Origin of the sequence: Brevibacillus sp. 7WMA2 (genome assembly GCF_010748895.1) — a bacterium.
Taxonomy (GTDB): Bacteria; Bacillota; Bacilli; order Brevibacillales; family Brevibacillaceae; genus Brevibacillus_B; species Brevibacillus_B halotolerans.
Genome location: NZ_CP048799.1, coordinates 1,447,688 through 1,471,631, shown reverse-complemented (window position 1 = coordinate 1,471,631; position 23,944 = coordinate 1,447,688). Strand labels below are relative to the sequence as shown.

The window sequence follows — 23,944 nt, the reverse complement described above, 5'->3', positions numbered from 1 at the left end:
TGTCTCATTATGCCAACAGTCTGACGATGGAAGCTGAGCGAGCCTATTGGAATCAAATTGAACAAAGTAAGATGGTACCGATACCGAAAGATCAGGTTCTGGATAAGTCATATGTACGAGATGGACAAATCGTTACAATACGCTGGACAGAGCAAGAAACAGAACAGCTCCTAAAACAGGCAAATCGTGCCTACAATACAGAAGTTAATGATCTGTTATTAACAGCGCTTGGAATGGCTATTCATGCGTGGACTGGTACGGAACAAGTATTGGTGAATTTAGAAGGCCATGGTCGGGAATCTATCGTTCCAGATATTGACATTTCACGTACAGTTGGCTGGTTTACTAGTCAGTTCCCAGTTGTTTTACAAACCAGTGCGAACCAACATATCGGTCAGCGGATTAAGACTATTAAAGAGGGACTGCGTCAAATTCCGCAGAAAGGTATTGGCTACGGCATTCTCAGATATCTATCTGAACCTAAAGACGGTATAACATTCATGGCGGAGCCTGAGATCACATTTAACTATTTGGGACAATTTGATCAGGATTTACAGCGTAATGAAATGCAATTTTCGCCTTATTCAAGTGGCGAAGCTGTCAGCCAGGATAAGGAACGCAGATACACTCTGGATATGAATGGTTTGATTACCAAAGGTGCATTAGAGCTTACGATTGGCTTTAACGGCAAGGAATATCAGTACGAAACGATTATGCATATCGCTGATCTGTTACGTTCTAGCTTGCAAGAGGTCATTAGACACTGCGTAGCTTTGGAACGTGCAGAATTGACTCCAAGTGATATTTTATTAAAAGGCCTAACGATTGAAGAACTGGAACGATTAGTGGAGGGTACACAACACCTTGGTGAGATTGAAAACGTTTATCCGTTGACACCGATGCAAAAGGGTATGTATTTCCACAGTTTGATGAATCCATCGTCTGGAGCTTACTTTGAACAAACGACATTTGACTTAAAAGGAAGCTTTGATGTAATTGCGTTTGGAAAAAGTTTAGAAATCTTGACGCAAAGACATGTTGCATTACGAACAAATTTCTACAATGGCTTAAAGGACTTACCCGTACAAGTGGCTTATCGAAACAAACGCAGTGAGCTTTATTATGAAGATTTGCGTCAAATGGAAAAGGCAACGCGTGATGCATATCTCGCTAATTTTGCTGTTGAAGATAAGGCGAAAGGTTTTGATTTGGCCCAAGATTCACTCATTCGGGTGTCAATCTTACGCACAGATGAAAAAGCGTATCACTTGATCTGGAGCTTCCATCATATCGTGATGGATGGCTGGTGCTTATCTCTTATGACAAAAGAAGTGTTTGGCAGCTATTTCGCCATTCGAGGAAATAAGCAACCTGAGCTTGGAGATATAACACCTTATAGCAACTATATCGAGTGGCTGGAAAATCAGGATGAGGATAAGGCATCAGATTACTGGAGTGAGTATCTGTCTGGTTATAACCAGCAAACCTTACTGCCAAAAGGAAAGATGTCAAACAAACCTGAGGGTTATTCCGCTTCGAAGTTCACTCATCAGCTTGGCAAGGAGCTAACCGACCGTTTGCATCAGATAGCAAAACAAACACAAGTAACAATTAATACGCTGGTACAAGCAGCATGGGGAGTTACCTTGCAAAAATATAATGATAGCCAAGATGTTGTTTTCGGAAGTGTTGTCTCTGGAAGACCAACCGAAATTCCTGGAATTGAAAACATTATTGGGCTATTTATCAACACAGTTCCTGTTCGTATTCGTTGCATAAAGGAAGAATCTTTTGCGGATGTAATGATTCGTGGTCAGGAGCAGGCTTTAGCATCTCAAGCATTTGATACTTATCCGCTATACGACATCCAACGACTATCTGCACAAAAACAAGATTTGATCAACCATATTATTGTGTTTGAAAATTATCCAATGGGCGAACAAATTGAGCAGTTGGGCAATGGCGATGATGAGGGCTTTGAGATTTCTAATATCCAAATAATGGAACAAACCAACTATGATTTCAACCTATCTATTATTCCAGGAGAAAATATGGATATTTGCTCCGAGTACAATGCAGTTGTCTATGATCAGGATAGCATTCAACAGATTCTAGGCCATTTTGTACACATTTTGGAGCAAATTGCGCAGAATCCACACATTCGTGTCAACGAGCTGGAATTAATAACAGTACCAGAAAAGGCACAAATCCTAGAAGTATTTAATGACACTGACATGGATTATCCTCATGCAATGACCATTCAACAGATATTTGAGGCACAGGTAGAAGGTGCACCAGATCAGATAGCGGTTGTTTATGAGGGAAGTCAGCTAACATACCGTGAGTTAAATGAAAAGGCAAATCAACTGGCCCATACATTGAGAGTTGCTGAAGTACGAGCTGATCAATTGGTAGGGATCATGGCTGAACGTTCAGTAGAAATGATAGTCGGTATTCTTGCGATTTTAAAAGCCGGCGCAGCCTATGTACCGATTGACCCTGAGTACCCTGAGGAACGCATTAGCTATATGCTCGAGGATGCGGGAGCCAAACTGCTGCTAACGCAAACCCATTTGCGGGAGCGTGTAGCTTTTACAGGCAGCATCGTTATGCTAGATGATGCAGAAGCATATAGTCAGGATCATTCCAATCTAAAACCAATTCAAGGACCAGATCATTTAGCCTATGTGATTTATACATCTGGAACAACAGGTAAGCCAAAAGGTGTCATGATTGAGCATCAACAATTGACAGCGATGGCCCATGCTTGGAAAGTAGCCTATGGATTAGGTGAAGAGCGACCAACAGTATTGCAGTGGGCAAGCTTCTCCTTTGACGTATTTACAGGTGATTATGTCCGGGCATTACTGCATGGCGGAACATTGATTATATGCCCAAGTCATTCCAGATTAGAGCCTGCGAGTATCTATGAGCTAATCAGAGGGCATAAGGTTACTATTTTTGAATCAACACCAGCCATTGTCGTACCGCTCATGGATTACATTTATGACAACAAATTGGACGTGCTTTCCTTAAAAACGCTAATTGTTGGTTCCGATCAATGTCCGCCAGATGCCTTCGCGACCTTGCTAACTCGATTTGGCTCGCACATGCGTATTCTTAACAGCTATGGGGTAACTGAGGCGTGCATTGATTCTAGCTTCTTTGAACAGACTGACTCTCTTTTCGCTATGAATATACCGATTGGTAAACCGTTGCCTAATGTTAACATGTACGTTTTACATGAAAACAACGTGATGCAGCCTATCGGGATACCAGGCGAGCTGTATATAGCTGGAAAAGGTGTGGGACGTGGCTACTTGAATCGTCCAGAGCTGACAGCAGAGAAGTTTGTAGAGAATCCGTTTGTTGCAGGAGAGCGGATGTATCGAACAGGCGACTTGGTAAGATGGTTACCGAATGGCAATATTGAATATCTGGGTCGGATCGATCATCAGGTAAAAATCCGCGGGAACCGAATTGAATTAGGAGAAGTAGAAACACAGCTCCTAAAAATCGCGAAGATAAAAGAAAATGTTGTCGTTGCACAAGAGGACCAAGCAGGAAGAAAGTATTTGTGCGCTTATTTCGTAGCAGATCAAAAACTATCTTCAAGTGAGCTAAGAGAAGCTTTGTCACAAGTACTTCCGAAGTTCATGGTTCCTTCGTATTTCATGCAAGTAGAGCAACTACCGCTTACACCGAATGGAAAAATCGATCGTAGTGCGTTGCCAATTCCAGATGGAAATATCGAGAATGAAATCGAATACGTGGAACCTCGCACAGCGGCAGAGAGAATGCTGGTTTCCATTTGGCAAGCTGTTTTGGGTACAAAAGCAATCGGGATCATGGATAATTTCTTTGATCTTGGCGGTGACTCGATCAAATCTATACAGGTTTCTTCACGCTTATTGCAGGCAGGTTATAAGCTGGAGATGAAAGTTTTATTTAGCTATCCAACTATAGCTGAACTAAGCAAGCATATTCATTCGGTTACAAGAATAGCTGATCAAGGAGAAGTAATAGGGGAAGCGTTGTTAACTCCGATTCAACGCTGGTTCTTTGAGCAATCCTATGCAGACTCAGATCACTATAACCAAGCGATGATGCTATACCGGGCAGAAGGCTTTGATAAAACCGCCCTTCATAAAGCAATGGATAAAATCACGGAACACCATGATGCACTACGGATGGTCATTCGCGAATCTGAAGGCGAATATCAGGCATGGTACCGTGGAGTAGGTGAAGGGGTAGCCTATAGTCTCGATGTTTTTGATTTCAAAAACGTGAGCAACTGCGCTCAAGCGATTGAAGAGAAAGCAATTCAGTTGCAGGCGAGCATCAGCATGAGTGAAGGACCGCTTCTAAGGCTTGGGTTATTCCAATGCGAGGATGGAGATCATCTGCTGATTGTGATCCATCATCTAGTTGTAGATGGGGTTTCGTGGAGAATCTTGTTTGAGGATATTGCAAGTGGTTATGAACAAGCTGTGAAGGGAGAAGCTATTCGCTTCCCATATAAAACAGACTCGTTCCGTACATGGGCAGAGCAGTTATCCCAATACGCGAATAGCGAACAAATCGAGCTAGAGCGTAAATACTGGCAGCAAATCGACCAAACAAAAACCTCCCCATTACCAAAAGATAACAGACATGTTGCTTCGTTGATGAAGGATGTTGAGTCTGTCACTGTTCATTGGACAGAGCAGGAAACCGAGCAATTGTTAAAACAAGCAAACCGAGCTTATAACACAGAGGTAAATGACCTATTGCTGGCAGCCTTAAGCTTAGCGCTTCATTCTTGGGCAGGAATGGAACAAGTGCTGATAAATATGGAGGGACACGGCAGAGAGGCTATTCTTTCAGATGTCGACATCACACGTACCGTAGGATGGTTCACGAGTCAATATCCTGTCCTGCTACAGATGAATGCAGGCAAACAGATGTCAACATTAATAAAAACAACTAAAGAAGGTCTTCGCCAAATACCTCAAAAGGGAATTGGCTACGGTATCCTAAGATATTTATCTGACAGCTGTGAGGAGCATGCATTCACATCTGAACCTGAGATTAGCTTTAATTATCTCGGTCAGTTTGATCAGGACTTGCAAAACAATGCTATTGAGCTATCTCCATATTCAAAAGGCTCAGACATGAGTGAAAATGCGACGATGCAATATGCCATGGATATGAATGGCATGATTTCGAATGGCGCCTTGTCAATGACAATCCATTACAGTGGCAAAGAGTATCATCGCGAAACGATGGAGCAGCTCACTAAGCTTTTACAAGAGAGTCTAGGTCAAGTAATTGAACACTGCGTATCGAAAGAACGTACAGAACTGACGCCAAGTGATGTTTTACTAAAAGGATTGACGGTAGAAGAGCTTGAACAGATTGAAGCAAAAACCAAACACATTGGTGAAATTGAAAACATTTATGAAATGACGCCAATGCAGAAGGGAATGTGGTTCCATAGTCTCATGGATCCGCAATCAGGAGCTTATTTTGAACAAACCGCATTTGATGTACTTGGACGCTTTGATGCTACCGTTTTCGGACAAAGCTTACAAATGCTGTTCCAACGCCACGAGATTTTTAGAACAAGCTTCTACAATGACTGGAAGGATCAACCAGTTCAAGTTGTCTTCCAAAATAGAGCCCATGTTCTTCATTATGAAGAGCTGCTGGGAATGGATAAAGCTGAACAGGAATTGTATTTGAAAGACTTTATCCAAAGGGATAAAGAAACAGGATTTGATCTTAGCCAGGATACGCTGTTGCGGATATCCGTATTACGAACAGGTACGGAGGAATACAGAGTCATCTGGAGTTCCCATCATATTCTAATGGATGGCTGGTGCTTATCTCTGGTTGCTCAAGAGGTGTTTGAATGCTACTTTGCCATCATGCAAAATAGAGAACCGAGATTGACTGAGGTTCCGCCATATAGTGCCTATATCGAATGGTTAGAGCGTCAGGACATGCAGGAAGCATCTAGCTATTGGAGCAATTATTTGGCTGGGTATGACCAACAAACGACAGTGCCAAAAGAGAAACTTCCAAGAAAAGAACTCCCAGTTTTCGACCATCGTTTCTGCGATTTGAGTCGAGAACTGACTGTGCAGATGAATGGGCTTGCAAGAAAACATCAGGTGACGATCTATACGTTAATGCAGACCGTGTGGGGTCTGATGCTTCAGAAATACAATGGTAGTAAAGATGTTGTTTTCGGAAGCGTTGTTTCAGGAAGACCGGCTGATATTCCAGATGTAGAGAGCATGATTGGTCTGTTCATTAATACCATTCCGATTCGTGTTCGTTCTGAGGCTGGTGATACATTTGCTGAGGTGATGAAACGAAGTCAAGAGCATGCAATAGCATCTCATGCGTATGACACGTATCCACTTTATGAAATCCAAGCCTTGTCTGAACAAAAACAAGATTTGATTAACCATATTATGGTGTTTGAAAACTATCCGATGGAACAACAGATGGAGCAAGTCGGTGGTAATAATCCGGAAGCCTTTGAGGTTGCTAACGTTTCGATTGTAGAACAGACAAACTATGACTTTAATCTAAATATTCTCCCTGGGGAAGAAATTAGAGTCCATATCGAGTACAATGCGTCTGTCTTTGATCAAGCAGGAATTGACAGGATTTTGGGCCATTTTGTTCACATGCTGCAGCAAGTGGTCAATGATCCGCAGGTATCTGTAGATCAACTGGAACTGGTAACCGCTGAAGAAAAAGCACAAATCTTACTTCAATCAAACAACGTAATAGCTGATTATCAGGAAGAGAAGACTGTCCAGCAATTGTTTGAGAATCAGGTAGAGCGTACACCAGATCAAGTGGCAATTGTGTGCGAAGACGAGCAGTTGACTTATCGAGAACTGAATGAACGAGCAAATCAGTTAGCCAGAACCTTGAGAAGTAAGGGCGTACAAGCTGATCAACTGATAGGGATCATGGTGGAGCGTTCTGTTGAGATGATGATTGGGATTTTAGGAATTCTAAAAGCGGGTGCTGCTTATGTTCCGATTGATCCTGAGTATCCTGAAGAACGTATCAGCTACATGCTAGAGGATGCGAGAGCAAGCCTGATTGTTACACAAAGCCACTTACAAGATCGTGTTGCCTTTATGGGAAGCATGGTGCTTCTGGATAAGCCAGAGTCTTATAGTGAAAATGGCTCAAATCTGGAACCGATACAAGCACCAAATCATCTGGCTTATGTCATCTATACGTCAGGAACAACTGGTAAGCCAAAAGGTGTCATGATTGAGCACAAGCAATTGACTGCTATGTCCCATGCTTGGAAAGTAGCCTATGGGTTACATGAACAACATCCAAAAGTCTTGCAATGGGCTAGTTTTGCCTTCGACGTATTCACAGGTGATTATGTACGTGCTCTCTTACATGGCGGGGAATTAGTTATTTGCCCAAGTCATGTCAGATTGGACCCTGCTAATATCTATGAGCTAATTCGTAAGCATCAGGTTAGCATTTTTGAATCAACACCAGCTATCGTGATTCCTCTTATGGATTACGTCTACGAGAACCAGCTAGATATCCATACATTAAAAACGCTGATTGTAGGTTCAGACCAATGCCCTGTAGAAGCTTTTGCTCAGTTGCTCAGTAGATTTGGTGACCAGATGCGCATTCTTAACAGCTATGGTGTGACAGAAGCGTGCATTGATTCAAGCTTCTATGAGCAGACGACAAATCTCTTATCGTTGAATCTACCGATAGGAAAGCCGTTGCCTAACGTGAAAATGTACGTTTTGGATGAGAATCGTGCAATACAGCCTGTAGGAATTCCAGGTGAGCTGTATATTTCTGGAATAGGTGTGGGGCGTGGTTACCTGAATCGCCCTGATCTGACAGCAGAAAAATTTGTAGACAGTCCATTTGTCGACAACGAAAGAATGTACAGAACAGGTGATCTAGTCAGATGGCTACCAGATGGCAATATCGAATATGTAGGCAGAATCGACCACCAAGTTAAGATTCGTGGAAACCGAATTGAGCTAGGTGAAATAGAAGCACAGCTATTGAAGATACATGAGATTGAAGAAGTTGTGGTGATAGCTCAGGAGGATTCAGTTGGACAAAAGCATCTATGCGCCTACTTTGTAGCTGACGATCAGCTTATCGTGAGCGATTTGAGAGCAACGCTTATGCAAGAGCTACCTGCATATATGATCCCTTCGTACTTTGTGCAGCTTGAGGAGCTACCACTAACACCAAACGGAAAAATTGATCGAAAAGCATTACCTGCCCCAGAGGGTAGTCTGCAAACGGGAGTAGAGCATGTAGCACCACGCACTTCATTGGAACTTTCCTTAGCGCAGATTTGGGCAGAGGTACTGGGCGTATCAGACATTGGAGTGAAGGACAACTTCTTTGATATTGGAGGCCACTCGTTACGTGCGACAACTTTAGTGGCTAAAATACACAAAGAGTTGGGGCTAAACGTAGCGTTACGGGACGTATTTAGCTCACCAACGATTGAGCAAATGGCAGCAAAAATTACAGATACAAACTCTCAAGCTACGTATGCTTCTGTACCTATTGTTGAGCAAAGAGATTACTATCCTGTCTCATCCGCTCAAAAACGATTGTATGTCTTAGGTCAGATGGAAGGTGGAGAGCTCAGCTACAATATGCCGAGCGTCCTTCTAATAGAGGGTCCACTTAAGCGAACATCCTTAGAAGAAGCCTTTAGAAAATTGATTGAACGACATGAAGCACTGCGAACTGGCTTTGAAATGATAAATGGAGAGCCGATTCAGCGGGTGTATCAGGAAGTAGAGTTTGAAGTAGAGTATGCCCAGGCAACTGAAGAAGAAGCGAAGCATCTGATTAGAGCTTTTGTTCGCGCATTTGATTTGGAAAAAGCGCCGCTTCTCAGAGTCGGACTCATCGAGCTTGGCATAAATCGACACCTTCTCCTGTTTGATATACACCACATTGTTTCTGATGGTGCATCTTCAAGCATTCTGATACATGAGTTCGTTCAATTATACAAAGGTGAGGAGCTGCCAGCGCTTCGAATTCAATACAAGGATTATGCAGTGTGGCAACAAGAGGAAGTACAAAGCCAACAAATGAACAAGCAGGAAGAATATTGGCTAGATGTTTTCCACGAAGAAATTCCAGTCTTGGATATGCCAACGGACTTTGTCAGACCTGCGATACAAACTTATCAGGGAGATACTTTTGATTTCTTCATTGACAAAGAACGTAGTAAGGGATTAAAAGAGATCGCAGCTCAGACTGGTTCTACTTTATTTATGGTTTTGCTGGCTAGCTATTCCACGATGCTTCACAAATATAGCGGACAAGAAGATATCATCATCGGAACGCCAATTGCTGGTAGACCTCATGCTGATTTAGAAAACTTAATTGGTATGTTTATTAATACATTAGCGATCCGGACTCAGCCTGCAAAAGAAAAATCCTTCTATGCGTTCGTGCAAGAAGTCAAGGAACATGCGTTAGTAGCATTTGAGAATCAGGAGTATCCGTTCGAGGAACTGGTTGAACAATTGTACCTGGCTCGTGACTTCAGTCGAAATCCATTATTTGACACAATGTTTATCATGCAAAATACGGAGAATGAGGAGTTTGCTATTGAAGACTTGACATTTACTCCTTATGCAGATGAGCATGGTGTTGCCAAGTTTGATTTAACATTGAATGCAGTGGAAGAAGCAGAGGGCATCAGATGTGGAATGGAATATGCTACCTCACTATACAAACGTGAGACCATAGAACGGATGGCAGAACATTTCCTACAGGTGATCGATGGTATTATTAATGATCCACATGAAAAGCTGGCTACTCTTGAGATGATAACAGCTAGAGAGAAAGCGTTCATTCTTGAAACGTTTAATGATACAACAGCGGAATATCCTCGTGAACAAACGATTCACCAGTTATTTGAGGATCAGGTGATGCGTACACCAGATCAAGTGGCCGTGGTTTATGAAGGACAGCAGTTGACATTCCGTGAACTAAATGAACGAGCTAACCAATTGGCACGCACACTACGTGCTGAAGGTGTTCGGCCAGATCAGCTAGTCGGTATTATGGTGGATCGTTCTTTAGAAATGATGGTCGGATTATTAGGTATCTTGAAGGCCGGCGGGGCTTACGTACCGATTGATCCGGAATATCCAGAAGAACGTATCCGTTACATGCTAGAGGACGCTGGAGCCAAACTGGTCGTCATGCAAAATCAATTGCACGATCGCCTTACTTTTGTAAACAGACGTATCTCATTAGATGAAGAAGCCTCTTATCATCATGATGGCTCAAATCTAGATGCGTTGGGTAGTTCCGATGATTTGGCTTATGTCATCTATACGTCTGGATCAACAGGTAAACCAAAAGGGGTTATGCTTCAGCATCAGTCGGTCGTAAACCTGATACAAGGTATCACCGATCAAATTGAATTTGTTCAAGGCAAGTCCCTCTTATCTGTTACCACGATCTCGTTTGATATCTTCGTGTTAGAGACGTTCCTAGCATTAAGTAAAGGAGTAAGAGTCGTTCTAGCTAACACAGATCAGCAAACAGATCCAAAAGCATTGAGTGATGTGATGGTCGAACAACAAATAGACATGATTCAAATGACGCCATCTCGGATGCAGATGTTGCTATCGTCTAACGATCTGGATTGCTTGCAACAGCTACAAGTAATTATGCTCGGGGGAGAAGCACTGTCTACTTCCTTGCTGGAGGCGTTACGCAAGAATACATCTGCAAGTCTATACAATATGTATGGACCAACGGAAACCACTGTATGGTCGTCAGTCGGAGATGTGACAGATGAGGAGCAAATAACAATCGGTAAGCCGCTTCTCAATACACGCTTCTATCTGTTAAATGCTGAGGGTCAGCCACAACCGATCGGGGTTGCAGGGGAGCTGTGCATCGCAGGTGAAGGATTGGCAAGAGGCTATTGGAATCGTCCTGAGCTTACGGCAGAGAAGTTTGTTGAGAATCCGTTTGTACCAGGAGAAAGAATTTATCAAACAGGAGATTTGGCCAAATGGCTACCAGATGGAACGATCGAGTATCTTGGTCGGATTGACCATCAGGTAAAAATTAGAGGTCATCGAATCGAGCTAGGTGAAATAGAGACACAGCTATTACATGTAAGCTCGGTAGCGGAGGCAGTGGTCATTGCACGTGGAGATCAAGAGGGTCAGCAGCAGCTATGCGCTTATTTTGTAGCAGATCAGCCACTAACTGTCTATAATCTAAAAGCCCAATTGTCTCAGGAATTGCCAAGCTATATGGTTCCGTCCTACTTTATTCAATTGGAACAAATGCCACTTACACCAAATGGAAAGATTGATCGTAACGCACTGCCTGCCCCAGAAGGAGGCATTCACACTGGAGCAGAATACGTGGCACCTCGTACTTGGATGGAAGTTAAGCTGGTACAAATTTGGCAAGAGGTACTAGGACTAGAAACCATCGGAATAAGAGATAACTTCTTTGAAATCGGTGGGCATTCCTTACGAGCCACCAACTTGGTAGCGAGGATCTATAAAGAAATGAACAAAAATCTTCCTCTTCGGGATGTATTCCAATACCCGACTATCGAGCAAATGGCCAACGTAATAGCTGGTAAGGAGCAAAGTACGTATACCTCAATTCCAGTTACTGAGGAGCGAGAGTATTACCCTGTATCTTCAGCACAAAAACGTTTATACATTTTAAGTCAGTTCACAGGTGGCGAAATTAGCTACAATATGCCAGATATCGTGATGATTGAAGGCTCGTTGGATAAACAGCGGGTGGAGGAAGCCTTCCAGAAGCTGATCGAGCGTCACGAAACCTTACGAACCAGCTTTGAAATGGTAAATGGAGAACCAGTACAACGAGTTCATCAGGAGGTTGACTTCTCTATTTCGCATGTACGGGCAAGTCTTGAAGAAGCAAAAGAGCATGTCCGTGGATTTATCCGCGAATTTGACTTGAAAATGGCACCATTGCTACGTGTTGGTTTGATTGAAACCAACCCTGATCGTTACCTCTTGCTATTTGATATGCACCATATCATTTCTGATGGGGTTTCAATGGGCAATCTTATTCAAGAATTCGCTCGACTATATGCAGGAGAAGAGCTATCACCGCTTCGCATCCAATACAAGGATTATGCGGCATGGCAACATACAAATGTTCACAGTGAGCAAATGCAACAGCAGGAAGCATATTGGCTGGATGCCTTCCGCAAAGAGATTCCTGTACTAGATCTGCCTACCGACTATGTTCGACCGGCTCTACAAAGCTTTGCTGGTGAAACGATTGAATTTGTGATAGAGGATCATGATAGAGAGGGCTTAAAGAAACTCGCGGCCCAAACAGGTTCTACCTTACACATGGTCATGCTAGCAGCCTATACTACGCTCCTGCATAAATATACAGGACAAGAGGATATCATTGTGGGAACTCCGATTGCTGGAAGACCACATGCTGACCTTGAAGACATGATTGGTGTTTTCCTGAATACCTTAGCACTTCGCAACTATCCGTCTAAAGACAAATCCTTCGATGAATATTTGCAAGAAGTGAAGGTAAATGCTCTCAAAGCTTATGAAAATCAGGATTATCCATTTGAAGAATTGGTAGAAAAGCTGAAAGTAAACCGAGATTTAAGTCGAAATCCTCTGTTTGACACGATGTTTGAATTTATCACATTGGAGCAAGGCGAGCTACAGATGGAAGGTTTACATGTTAAGCCTTATCCAAGTGAAAATACCGTGGCTAAATTTGATCTAACGCTAGAAGCTATGGAGAGAGAAGAAGGAATTGTATGCACGTTAGAATATGCTACAGCTCTATTCAAGAGAGAGACTGTTGAGCGCATAGTGGGGCATTTCAAACAAATCATTTCTGCCATTGTCCAAAATCCTCAAAATACACTAGGGTCTTTCGACATGATTACTTTGGCAGAAAAAGAAGCAATTTTAGATGTGTTTAATGCTACAGCTATAGATTATGCAAGCGAAAAAACGATACATCGCTTATTTGAAGAGCAAGTGGAGCGTACTCCAGATCAAGTAGCGGTTGTGCATGAGGGCGATCAATTAACCTACCGCGAACTCAACGAGCGAGCGAATCAACTAGCCCGAACATTGCGAGCTGAAGGTGTTGAAGCCGATCAGTTAGTAGGCATAATGGTTGATCGATCGGTGGAAATGATGGTTGGGATCTTGGGAATTCTCAAAGCTGGCGGTGCGTATGTACCAATTGATCCTGAATATCCAGAAGAACGTATCAGCTATATGCTAGAGGATGCTCAAGCGAAACTATTGGTCTTGCAGAGTCATTTAGTAGAGCGCGTATCCTTTACTGGAAAACTCGTACTGTTAGATGATTCCGACAGCTACGATCAAGATGGAACGAATCTAGTAGCAGCATCGAGCCCAGCACATCTTGCTTATGTCATCTATACGTCAGGAACAACAGGCAAGCCTAAAGGTGTCATGATTGAGCACAAGCAGGTTACTTCAATCGCTGCTGCTTGGAACAAAGCGTACCGATTAGAAGAGAATGCCGTTCGATTGCTGCAATGGGCAAGCTTCTCATTTGACGTATTTACAGGTGATTATGTTCGAGCATTGTTACATGGCGGAAAATTAGTGATTTGCCCGAGTCAGTCCAGATTAGATCCTGTTCGTATCTACGGATTGATGAAAGAGTACAAAATCACCATTTTTGAATCTACACCAGCCATCGTTATTCCACTTATGGAGTACGTGTATGAAAACAGCTTGGACATTCGTTCTTTGAAAACATTACTTGTAGGATCAGATCAATGCCCTTCAGATGCCTTTGCTCAATTGGTGAGTAGATTTGGTTCACAAATGCGTATTTTAAATAGTTACGGTGTTACAGAAGCGTGCATCGATTCTAGTTATTTCGAACAAGTAACGATTGTACCTTCAGTGAGCTTACCTATTGGGAAGCCATTGCCTAACGTCAATCTGTACGTGTTAAATGAGAACCATGCTATGTTGCCGATAGGTGTTCTAGGTGAACTGTATATTGGCGGAAAAGGAGTAGGGCGAGGCTATTTGAATCGACCAGAGCTAACGGCAGAAAAGTTTGTGGATAACCCGTTTGTTCCGGGAGAGAAAATGTACAGAACTGGAGATTTGGCAAGATGGTTGTCGGATGGAAACATGGAGTATGTTGGCCGAATCGACCACCAAGTAAAAATTCGCGGTAATCGGATTGAACTAGGGGAAGTTGAGTCCAAGCTCTTGAAGACGCCATTCATGCAGGAGGCTATCGTAGTTGCTCAAGAAAATGAGGCTGGGGTTAAGCAGTTGTGCGCTTATTTTGTAGCGACGAAAACCCTGACCCTAAGCGAACTTCGCAACACACTATCTCAAGAATTGCCAGGGTACATGATTCCAACCTACTTTATTCAATTGGATGAGATGCCACTAACGCCAAACGGTAAAATTGACCGCAAGGCTTTGCCTGCCCCAGAAGGAAGTGTACAAACAGGTGCAGATTACGTAGCCCCACGTACACCGGTTGAGAAGACGCTTGTGTCTATCTGGCAAGAAGTACTTGGAACGGATGCAATAGGGATCATGGATAAATTCTTTGATCTTGGTGGGGACTCTATCAAGTCCATCCAGGTATCATCACGCTTGTTCCAAGCAGGCTATAAGCTGGAAATGAAGGACTTGTTCCAATATCCAACCATTGCCGAATTGAGCAAACGGATTCAATCGATCACCAGATTGGCGGACCAAGGTGAAGTGATAGGCGAGGTGGAATTAACTCCGATTCAGCATTGGTTCTTTGAGCAAGCATACACACAACAACATCACTATAACCAGTCCGTTATGTTGTTTAAAGAGCAAGGCTTTGAGGAAGAAGCGCTTCGCAAGGTGATGCAAAAGATTGCTGAACACCATGATGCTGTGCGAACCGTATATATCCCAACGGATAACGGGTATAAAGCACGGAACCGTGGCATTGAGGAAGGCGAACTCTACAGCCTAGAGGTTGTTGATTTCCGAGATGTATCTGACGAAGCGACAGCGGTCGAAGCAAAAGCAAGTGAGCTGCAAAGCAGCATGAACATAAGCGAAGGACCGCTTATGAAACTGGGCTTGTTCCGTTGTAAGCAAGGTGATCATTTGTTGATCATACTTCATCACCTAGTAGTAGATGGGGTTTCATGGCGCATTCTATTCGAAGATATTGCGAATGGGTATGAACAAGCGCAGAACAAAGAGGACATTAGTCTTCCGCACAAAACAGACTCCTTCCAGATGTGGGCAGAACACTTGGCTCTTTATGCGAAGTCAGATGCGATGGAGCAAGAGCGAGAGTATTGGCAACACCTTGAACAAATTCCGATGACTCCGTTGCCAAAAGATAATGACCAAGCTACTTCACTTATGAAAGACAGCCAGTCTATTATGGTGCATTGGACAGCAGAGGAAACAGAGCAACTGCTGAAACAAGCGAATCGTGCCTACAATACAGAAGTGAATGATTTGCTGCTCACAGCACTTGGCATGGCTATACATTCTTGGACTGGAATAGAACAAATCCATGTGAGCCTAGAGGGTCATGGTCGCGAATCTATTATTGAAGACATGGATATTACCCGAACTGTCGGCTGGTTTACAAGTCAATATCCAGTAGTACTGACACTACATGAAGGAAAACATGTTTCCCAGCAAATCAAGAGTGTTAAAGAAGGGCTTCGCCATATCCCACAAAAGGGAATTGGTTACGGCATTCACAGATATTTGTCTAAGCGAAACGAGGATCGTGCTTTTACGGATCCTGAGATTAGCTTTAACTATCTGGGACAATTTGACCAGGATTTGCAAAACAATGACATTAAGCTCTCTTCGTATGCAAGTGGTGCAGAGACAAGCCCGAATGCAGCAATGCCATTTACATTAGACATGAATGGTTTGATCTCAGAAGGCGCTCTATCCTTTGAAATTACGTACAGTGAAAAAGAGTACCAGAGAGAAACGATGGAGCAGCTAGCAGCATTACTACAAGCCAGCCTCCAAGAAGTCCTAAATCACTGCGTAGCCAAGGAGCGGCCAGAATTAACGCCAAGTGATGTCTTGTTACGTGGACTGACTGTTGATGAATTGGAACAGATTGTTGAACAGACCAGTCATGTAGGTGAAGTGGAAAACATTTATGCGATGACACCGATGCAAAAGGGAATGTGGTTCCATAGCTTGATGGACCCGCAGTCTGGAGCTTATTTTGAACAAACGACTTTTGACATCCGTGGAAACTTCCATGTAGACATCTTTGAAACAAGCTTACGTATGCTGTTCCAAAGACATGAGATATTTAGAACGAATTTCTACAACGGATGGAAGGAGCAGCCGCTGCAGGTCGTATATCGAGAGAAAGATAGCTCTCTATATTATGAGAACCTGATGGTGATGGATGTAGAAGAGCGGGATGTTTACGTTACCTCCTTTATCAAGAAGGACAGGGAAACAGGCTTTGACTTAAGCCAGGATTTATTGATGCGCGTTTCTATTCTTCGGACAGAGGAAGACGAATACAAAATGATTTGGAGCTCCCATCACATTTTAATGGATGGCTGGTGCTTATCTTTAGTTGCATCAGAGGTGTTTGAATGCTACTTTGCCATGTTGCAGCAAAGAGCCCCACAATTGGCTGAAGTCTCACCTTATAGTGCCTATATTGAATGGCTGGAGCACCAAGACAGTAGGGAATCTTCTAGCTATTGGAGCAATTATTTGGCAGGCTATGAGCAACAAACAATCGTTCCAAAAGCGAAGTCGCCAGATAAAGAAGCGGAGCAAATCTTTAGAACGAGCTTCTGCGATGTAGATAAAGATCTGACGGCACAGTTGAATAATCTAGCAAGACAGAATCAGGTGACAATCAATACATTAATGCAGACGGTATGGGGCATCATGCTTCAAAAATACAATGGAACGGATGATGTCGTGTTTGGAAGTGTAGTTTCTGGTAGACCAGCGGATATTCGAGACGTTGAGAATATGATCGGCTTGTTTATCAATACAATTCCTGTTCGTATCCATTGCGAGGAAGGCATTTCTTTCGCTGATTTATTAAAGCAGAATCAAGAAAAAGCTTTGGCATCTCATGCATATGACACGCATCCACTTTACGAAATTCAAGCTCTGACAGAACAAAAACAGGATTTGATCAACCATATTATGGTGTTTGAAAACTATCCTGTTGAAGAGCAGATGGAGCAGGTAGGAAAAGATGACGAAACGGCATTTGAGGTTACAAACGTCAAGATGGTCGAACAAACCAACTATGACTTTAATCTCATCGTAATTCCTGGTGAAGAAATTAGAATTCATGTCGAGTACAATGCGGCTATGTACGATCAAGCGGGTGTTGAGAGAATCCTGGGGCATTTCGTTCATGTTATGCAGCAAGTGATCAATAACCCTGCCATCGCTGTGAATATGGTGGAAGTAGTAACAGAGCAGGAAAAAGAGCAGATTATCAAGGAATTCAACCATACAGCAGTCCCTTATCCACAGGAGTACATGATTCATCAATTGTTTGAACAGCAAGCAGAACTCTCGGCAGATCAGCTAGCCATTGTATGCCAGGATAAGCAAATGACCTATCGTGAATTAAATGATCAAGCAAACCAACTAGCAAGAACATTACGATTGAAAGGTGTGCAAGCTGATCAATTGGTGGCCATTATGGCTGAACGTTCCACAGAAATGATCGTCGGCATACTGGCAATCCTGAAGGCTGGCGCTGCATACGTACCAATTGACCCTGAATACCCAGAGGATCGCATTCGTTACATGCTAGAGGATGCAGATGCGAAGTTGGTTGTTACGCAACAACCTTTGCTAGATCAGCTTTCCTTCTTTGCTACAGAAAGGCTTGTTCTTCTTGATGATTCTGCGAATTATCAGGCTGGGCGTTCCAATTTGGAGTCAATCCATGGACAAAGTGATTTAGCCTATGTGATCTATACCTCAGGCACAACGGGCAAACCAAAAGGGGTTATGGTCGAACACGCAAGTATTGCAAATACGATCCATTGGAAATCTAATGCATTCGGGTTTACGAAAAACGACCGCGTGCTGATGGTTACTCCATTTGTCTTCGATCCATTCCTGACACACTTGTTTGGTCCATTGGTATCTGGTTCAACGGTGTATTTGTTGCCGGATGGAGAAAGCAAAGACCCTGTTGCTATTAAAAATGCTATTACGCAAGAGAGCATTACACATCTGCAAAGCTCACCTAGTTTCTTATGGAGTATTGTGGATACGATGAATCCAGAGGATCTGAAGTCTGTAAGGAATATTGTAGTTGGGGGAGAAAAGATCGTTTCGTCGTTAGTTAACAAAGTGATGGAAATGAAGCCAAGCATTGAAATCTGCAACGAATACGGTCCAACAGAGAGCAGTGTAGTCTCTACATCTCTAATGATTACGAATCCAGAACAGGAAATTTCTATCGGAAGCCCGATAGCAAATAAACAGGTCTATATCATTGGCGTTCACAATCAGCTTCAGCCAATTGGAGTAGCTGGGGAGCTATGCATGGCAGGAAGTGGTTTAGCTAGGGGATACCTGCACCTACCAGAGCTAACAGCGGAGAAATTCGTGGAGAATCCGTTTGCAGCCGGCGAACGGATGTATAAAACGGGTGACTTGGCCAGATGGTTACCAAACGGCAGCATTGAGTATTTAGGCCGAATTGATCATCAAGTGAAAATTCGCGGCTATCGTATTGAGCTTAGCGAAGTGGAAGTACAGCTAATGAAGGTGGCTCCTATTCAGGAAGCGATCGTCATTGTAAAAGAAGGAGATGCTGGACAAAATCAGTTATGCGCCTACTTTGTTTCTGAAGATCAGTTGAAGGTACGTGAACTGCGAAAAGCATTAAATCAGGTTCTGCCTGAATTCATGGTTCCATCTTACTTTGTACAATTGGAGAAAATGCCTCTTACTCCAAATGGAAAAATTGATCGAAAAGCTTTGCCAGTGCCAGAAGAAAGCATTCAAACTGGAAACGAGTATGTTGCTCCTAAGACACCAGTGGAAACAGCTTTGGCATTGATTTGGCAAGAGGTGCTTGGCCTTTCAACTGTTGGAGTGACAGAGAATTTCTTTGATGTGGGAGGGCATTCGCTACGTGCCACTACTTTAGTTGCCAAGATTCATAAAGTGATGAATGTTGCGATACCACTAAGGGACATTTTCAAATATCCGACGATTGAACAGTTGGCTCAGCTGATAGCCAGTATGGAGCATAACACGTACGCTTCTATTCCTGTCATAGAGAACAGTGAGTACTACTTGGTTTCCTCTGCTCAAAAGAGACTATACATTCTAAGTCATCTTGAAGGTGGAGAGCTAAGCTACAACATGCCAGGCATTATGATGCTAGAGGGTTCGCTAGATAAGGATCGTGTAGAAGCAGCTTTCCAACAATTAGCGCAACGTCACGAAACATTACGCACAGGCTTTGAGCTTGTAAATGGGGAACCAATGCAACGAGTACACGATGAGGTGTCGTTTAAGCTGGAGTATTGGGAAACCAACTTAGAGGAAGCAGAACCAATTATAGAAGGGTTCGTACGTGCGTTTGATCTCAAACAGGCTCCGCTATTGCGGGTAGGCTTACTTTCAGTCGATGTGAATAAGTACATTCTGCTATTTGATATGCATCATATTATCTCTGACGGTGTATCTATGGGCGTTCTCATGCAAGAATTTGTCCAGTTATATCGAGGAGAAGAGCTTTCTCCACTACGAATTCAATACAAGGATTATGCCGCTTGGCAGCAAGCAGGCATGCAAAGCGAGTGGATGAGCAAGCAGGAAGCATACTGGATGAAAGTCTTTGCTGGTGAAATACCTGTTCTGGACATGCCAATTGATTATCAGCGACCTGCAAACAGAAAATTTGAGGGAGAAGCCGTCGAATTCATAATCAATAAACAGAGAAGCGAAGGCTTGAAAAAACTCGCAGCCGATCATGAGTCCACCTTGTATATGGTGTTACTTGCAGTCTATACCACATTGCTTGCTAAACAGAGCGGTCAGGAAGACATTATTGTAGGTACGCCGATTGCAGCAAGACCACACGCTGATCTGGAGTCCATTATCGGTATGTTTGTTAACACCTTAGCCATTCGGAATTACCCAGAAGCGGATAAATCCTTCTTGACTTACTTACAAGAGGTCAAAGACAATTCGTTACAAGCTTTTGAAAATCAGGACTATCCATTTGAAGAATTAGTAGAAAAGCTGGATGTGAAACGAGATCTAAGCCGTAACCCGCTGTTTGACACAATGTTTGTGCTGCAAAACACGGAACAAGGAGATCTGTCCATTGAAGGCTTGCAACTAAAACCTTATGGGGAACAACCAATAGTAGCTAAGTTTGATTTGACCTTAAATGCGGAAGAGCTTGAGGATAGCATCGTTTGCAGCTTTGATTTTGCAAGCTCCCTGTACAAGCGCGAAACCATAGAACGACTGATTGAACATTTCATGCAGGTGATTGATTCTGTTCTTGCAAATCCAGATGCACTCCTTTCCTCTATTGAGATGATTACGTCACATGAAAAGACTGCCATTCTTGACACATTTAACGATTCAGAGGCGGATTATCCACGCGAGAAGGCAATTCATCAGTTGTTTGAAGAGCAGGCAGCACTTGTTCCAGATCATGTCGCAGTATTCTTTGAGGGGGAACAGCTTTCTTATCGTGATCTAAACGAGAAGGCAAATCGACTTGCAAGATCATTAGTAGCTCAAGGTGTTCAGGCTGATGAGTTAGTAGGCATCATGGCTGAACGATCCTTGGATATGGTTGTAGGAATGCTTGCGATCCTCAAAGCAGGAGGAGCCTATGTACCGATTGATCCAGAGTATCCAGAAGATCGTATTGCCTATATGCTGGAGGATTCGAATGTGAATCTGCTATTGTTGCAGTCCCATTTACTAGGACGTGTAGCTTTTGATAAACAGGTCTTGTTACTAGATGACGAACAATCCTACCAGACTGATCACTCTAATCTGGAGCTGCGCTCTGGACCAAGGAATCTGGCGTATGTGATCTATACGTCAGGGACTACAGGTAAGCCAAAAGGTACCTTGATCGAGCATAAGAACGTGGTTCGTCTGTTATTTAACAGCAAAAATTTGTTTGATTTTACTGATTCTGATACATGGACGCTATTCCATTCGTTCTGCTTTGATTTCTCTGTGTGGGAAATGTACGGAGCACTCTTATACGGTGGAAAATTGGTTATCGTGCCTCCGTTAACAGCGAAGAGTCCGAAGCAATTCCTTCAGTTACTTCAGGATCAACAAGTGACGATATTAAATCAAACACCAACCTATTTCTATCAATTGCTTCAGGAAGAAGCGAAGGATAATAGAAAAGAGTTGTCTCTACGAAATGTGATTTTCGGTGGGGAAGCGTTAAGTCCAGCTTTATTGAAGGATTGGAAGGCGAAATACCCACAAGTCAAGCTAATCAACATGTATGGAATAACAGAAACCACTGTCCATGTTACGTACAAGGAAATTACCGAAGTAGAAATTTCTCAAGCGAAAAGCAATATCGGTAAAACAATCCCAACCTTATCTGCTTACATTCTCGATGAATATTTACGCCTTCAACCTGTAGGAGTTAAGGGAGAATTGTATATTGCTGGTGAAGGATTAGCCCGTGGCTACTTAAATCGTCCAGAGTTGACGAATGAGCGATTTGTTCCTAATCCGTTTGTACCTGGTGAACGTATGTATAAGACTGGCGATCTAGCGAGATGGCTGGCAGATGGCAATATTGAGTATTTAGGCCGAATTGATCATCAAGTCAAAATTCGCGGCTATCGCATTGAGCTGGGAGAAGTTGAAACGCAGCTTCTAAACATCGAATCCATGCAAGAAGCGATTGTGATAGCACATGAAGACGCAAGCGGTGACAAATACTTATGCGCGTATTTTGTTGCAGATCATGAGCTGACTGTAGCAGAGCTAAGAAAAGCATTGTCACAACAGTTAACGGACTATATGATTCCAGCTTATTTTGTCCAAATGGAACGGATGCCTCTGACTGGAAACGGTAAATTAGACCGAAAAGCGTTGCCAACACCAGAAGAAAGCATGCAAACAGGTAGAGAATATGTTGCCCCTAGAACCCGGGTGGAGGCGAAGCTAGCTCAGATTTGGCAGGAAGTCCTAGGTCTATCGCAAGTAGGGATTACAGAGAACTTCTTTGAGATTGGCGGACATTCCTTACGTGCTACGACCCTTGTAGCCAAAATACATCAAGCATTGGACACAAGCATTACACTGCGAGATGTATTCCAAATGCCAACGATTGAGCAGATGGCTGAGCACATTGCCACTACAGAGAAGCAAGCTTATATATCCATTCCTCTTGCAGAGGAAAAAGAGTACTATCCAGTGTCTTCAGCTCAAAAACGTCTCTATATTTTGAGTCACGTCGATGGTGGAGAGCTTAGCTACAATATGCCGGGAGTGATGAGAATTGAAGGTCAGCTTGATTGGATGAAGCTAGAGACAGCATTCCGCCAATTGATTGATCGTCATGAGTCATTACGCACAGGTTTTGAAATGGTCGATGGAGAGGTAGTTCAACGGATCTACAAAGATGTGGAGTTCACTTTAGAGAAGATACAAGCAAGAGAAGAGGAAGTGGATGCACATCTTAACAGCTTTGTGCGGAAATTTGATCTTCAACAAGCACCGTTGATCAGAGCTGGCCTAATAGAAATAGAGCCAGATCGCCATATCCTACTCTATGACATGCACCATATCATTTCTGATGGAATTTCGATGGGTATCCTTATACAAGAAGTGGCCGAGTTGTATGAGGGCAAGGAATTGTCCCCATTGCGGCTACAGTACAAGGATTATGCGGTTTGGCAGCAGCAACGAGCGAAGAGCGAGCTCTATGAACAGCAAGAAAACTATTGGTTTGGTGAGTTCTTTGGTCCATTGCCTGTCTTGGATTTAATGATTGCTTATCCGAGACCTGCGGTACGCAGCTTTGAGGGCGCTGAGCATGAATTTGTCATTGACCGTGCTTTGGCAGACCAAGTCACCCAATTGGCTGAAAATAGCGGAAGCACTTTATATATGCTTCTCATGGCTACCTATACGATCTTGCTTTCTAAGTACAGTGGACAAGAGGATATCATTGTTGGTACTCCTGTTGGTGGAAGACTTTCTGCCGAATTAGAACCACTTATCGGTATGTTTGTTAACACCTTAGCAATTCGTAACTATCCGCAGAAGGATAAGACGTTCCAAGGATACCTTGAAGAGGTGAAAGAGCGCACGCTACAAGCGTTTGAAAACCAAGAGTATCCATTGGAAGAATTAGTGGAAAGGCTGAATGTGAAGCGGGATCCAAGCAGAAATCCACTCTTCGACACAGTGTTTGTTATGCAAAATACGGAGGATCAGGAAGCAACCATTGGATCGTTATCCGTTACTCCTTATGTACAAGACCATACTGTAGCTAAATTTGACCTAACCTTGTCAATGAGTACAGAAGAGGGAGAGATCAGGGGAGCATTCGAATATTGCACAAAACTTTTCAATAAAAACATGATTGAACAGGTAGCAAATGATTTCGTACGGATCCTATCTGAGGTTGTTAGCACTCCAGACAGAAAGCTAGGGGAATTCGAGCTAGTAGAGAATACAGCTAGCAATCAAGACCTAGTAGAATCTATTACATTTGATTTCTAAGAAAAAAAGCTTTACGAGCGTGTGTTTTGGGCGGGTTCCATTGCACACGCTCACCCTTCATTTTTGCACTCATTCATTTTTCTAGATGTCAATTCGATTAGAGGTGTGGATGCAATAGAAGACACCTCGCTGTT

General features: G+C 43.1%; 1 protein-coding gene (only partly in view). It reads left to right on the top strand.

All coding sequences use genetic code 11. The features are described from left to right. Positions 1 to 23,810: the 3' portion of a non-ribosomal peptide synthase/polyketide synthase gene (locus tag GOP56_RS05370; protein WP_163244810.1), read on the top strand. 12,763 nt of this gene lie to the left of the window's left edge; 23,810 of the gene's 36,573 nt are visible here — the last part of the coding sequence; the start codon falls outside the window, past its left edge; it ends in the stop codon at positions 23,808 to 23,810. The last annotated feature ends 134 nt before the right edge of the window (positions 23,811 to 23,944 follow it).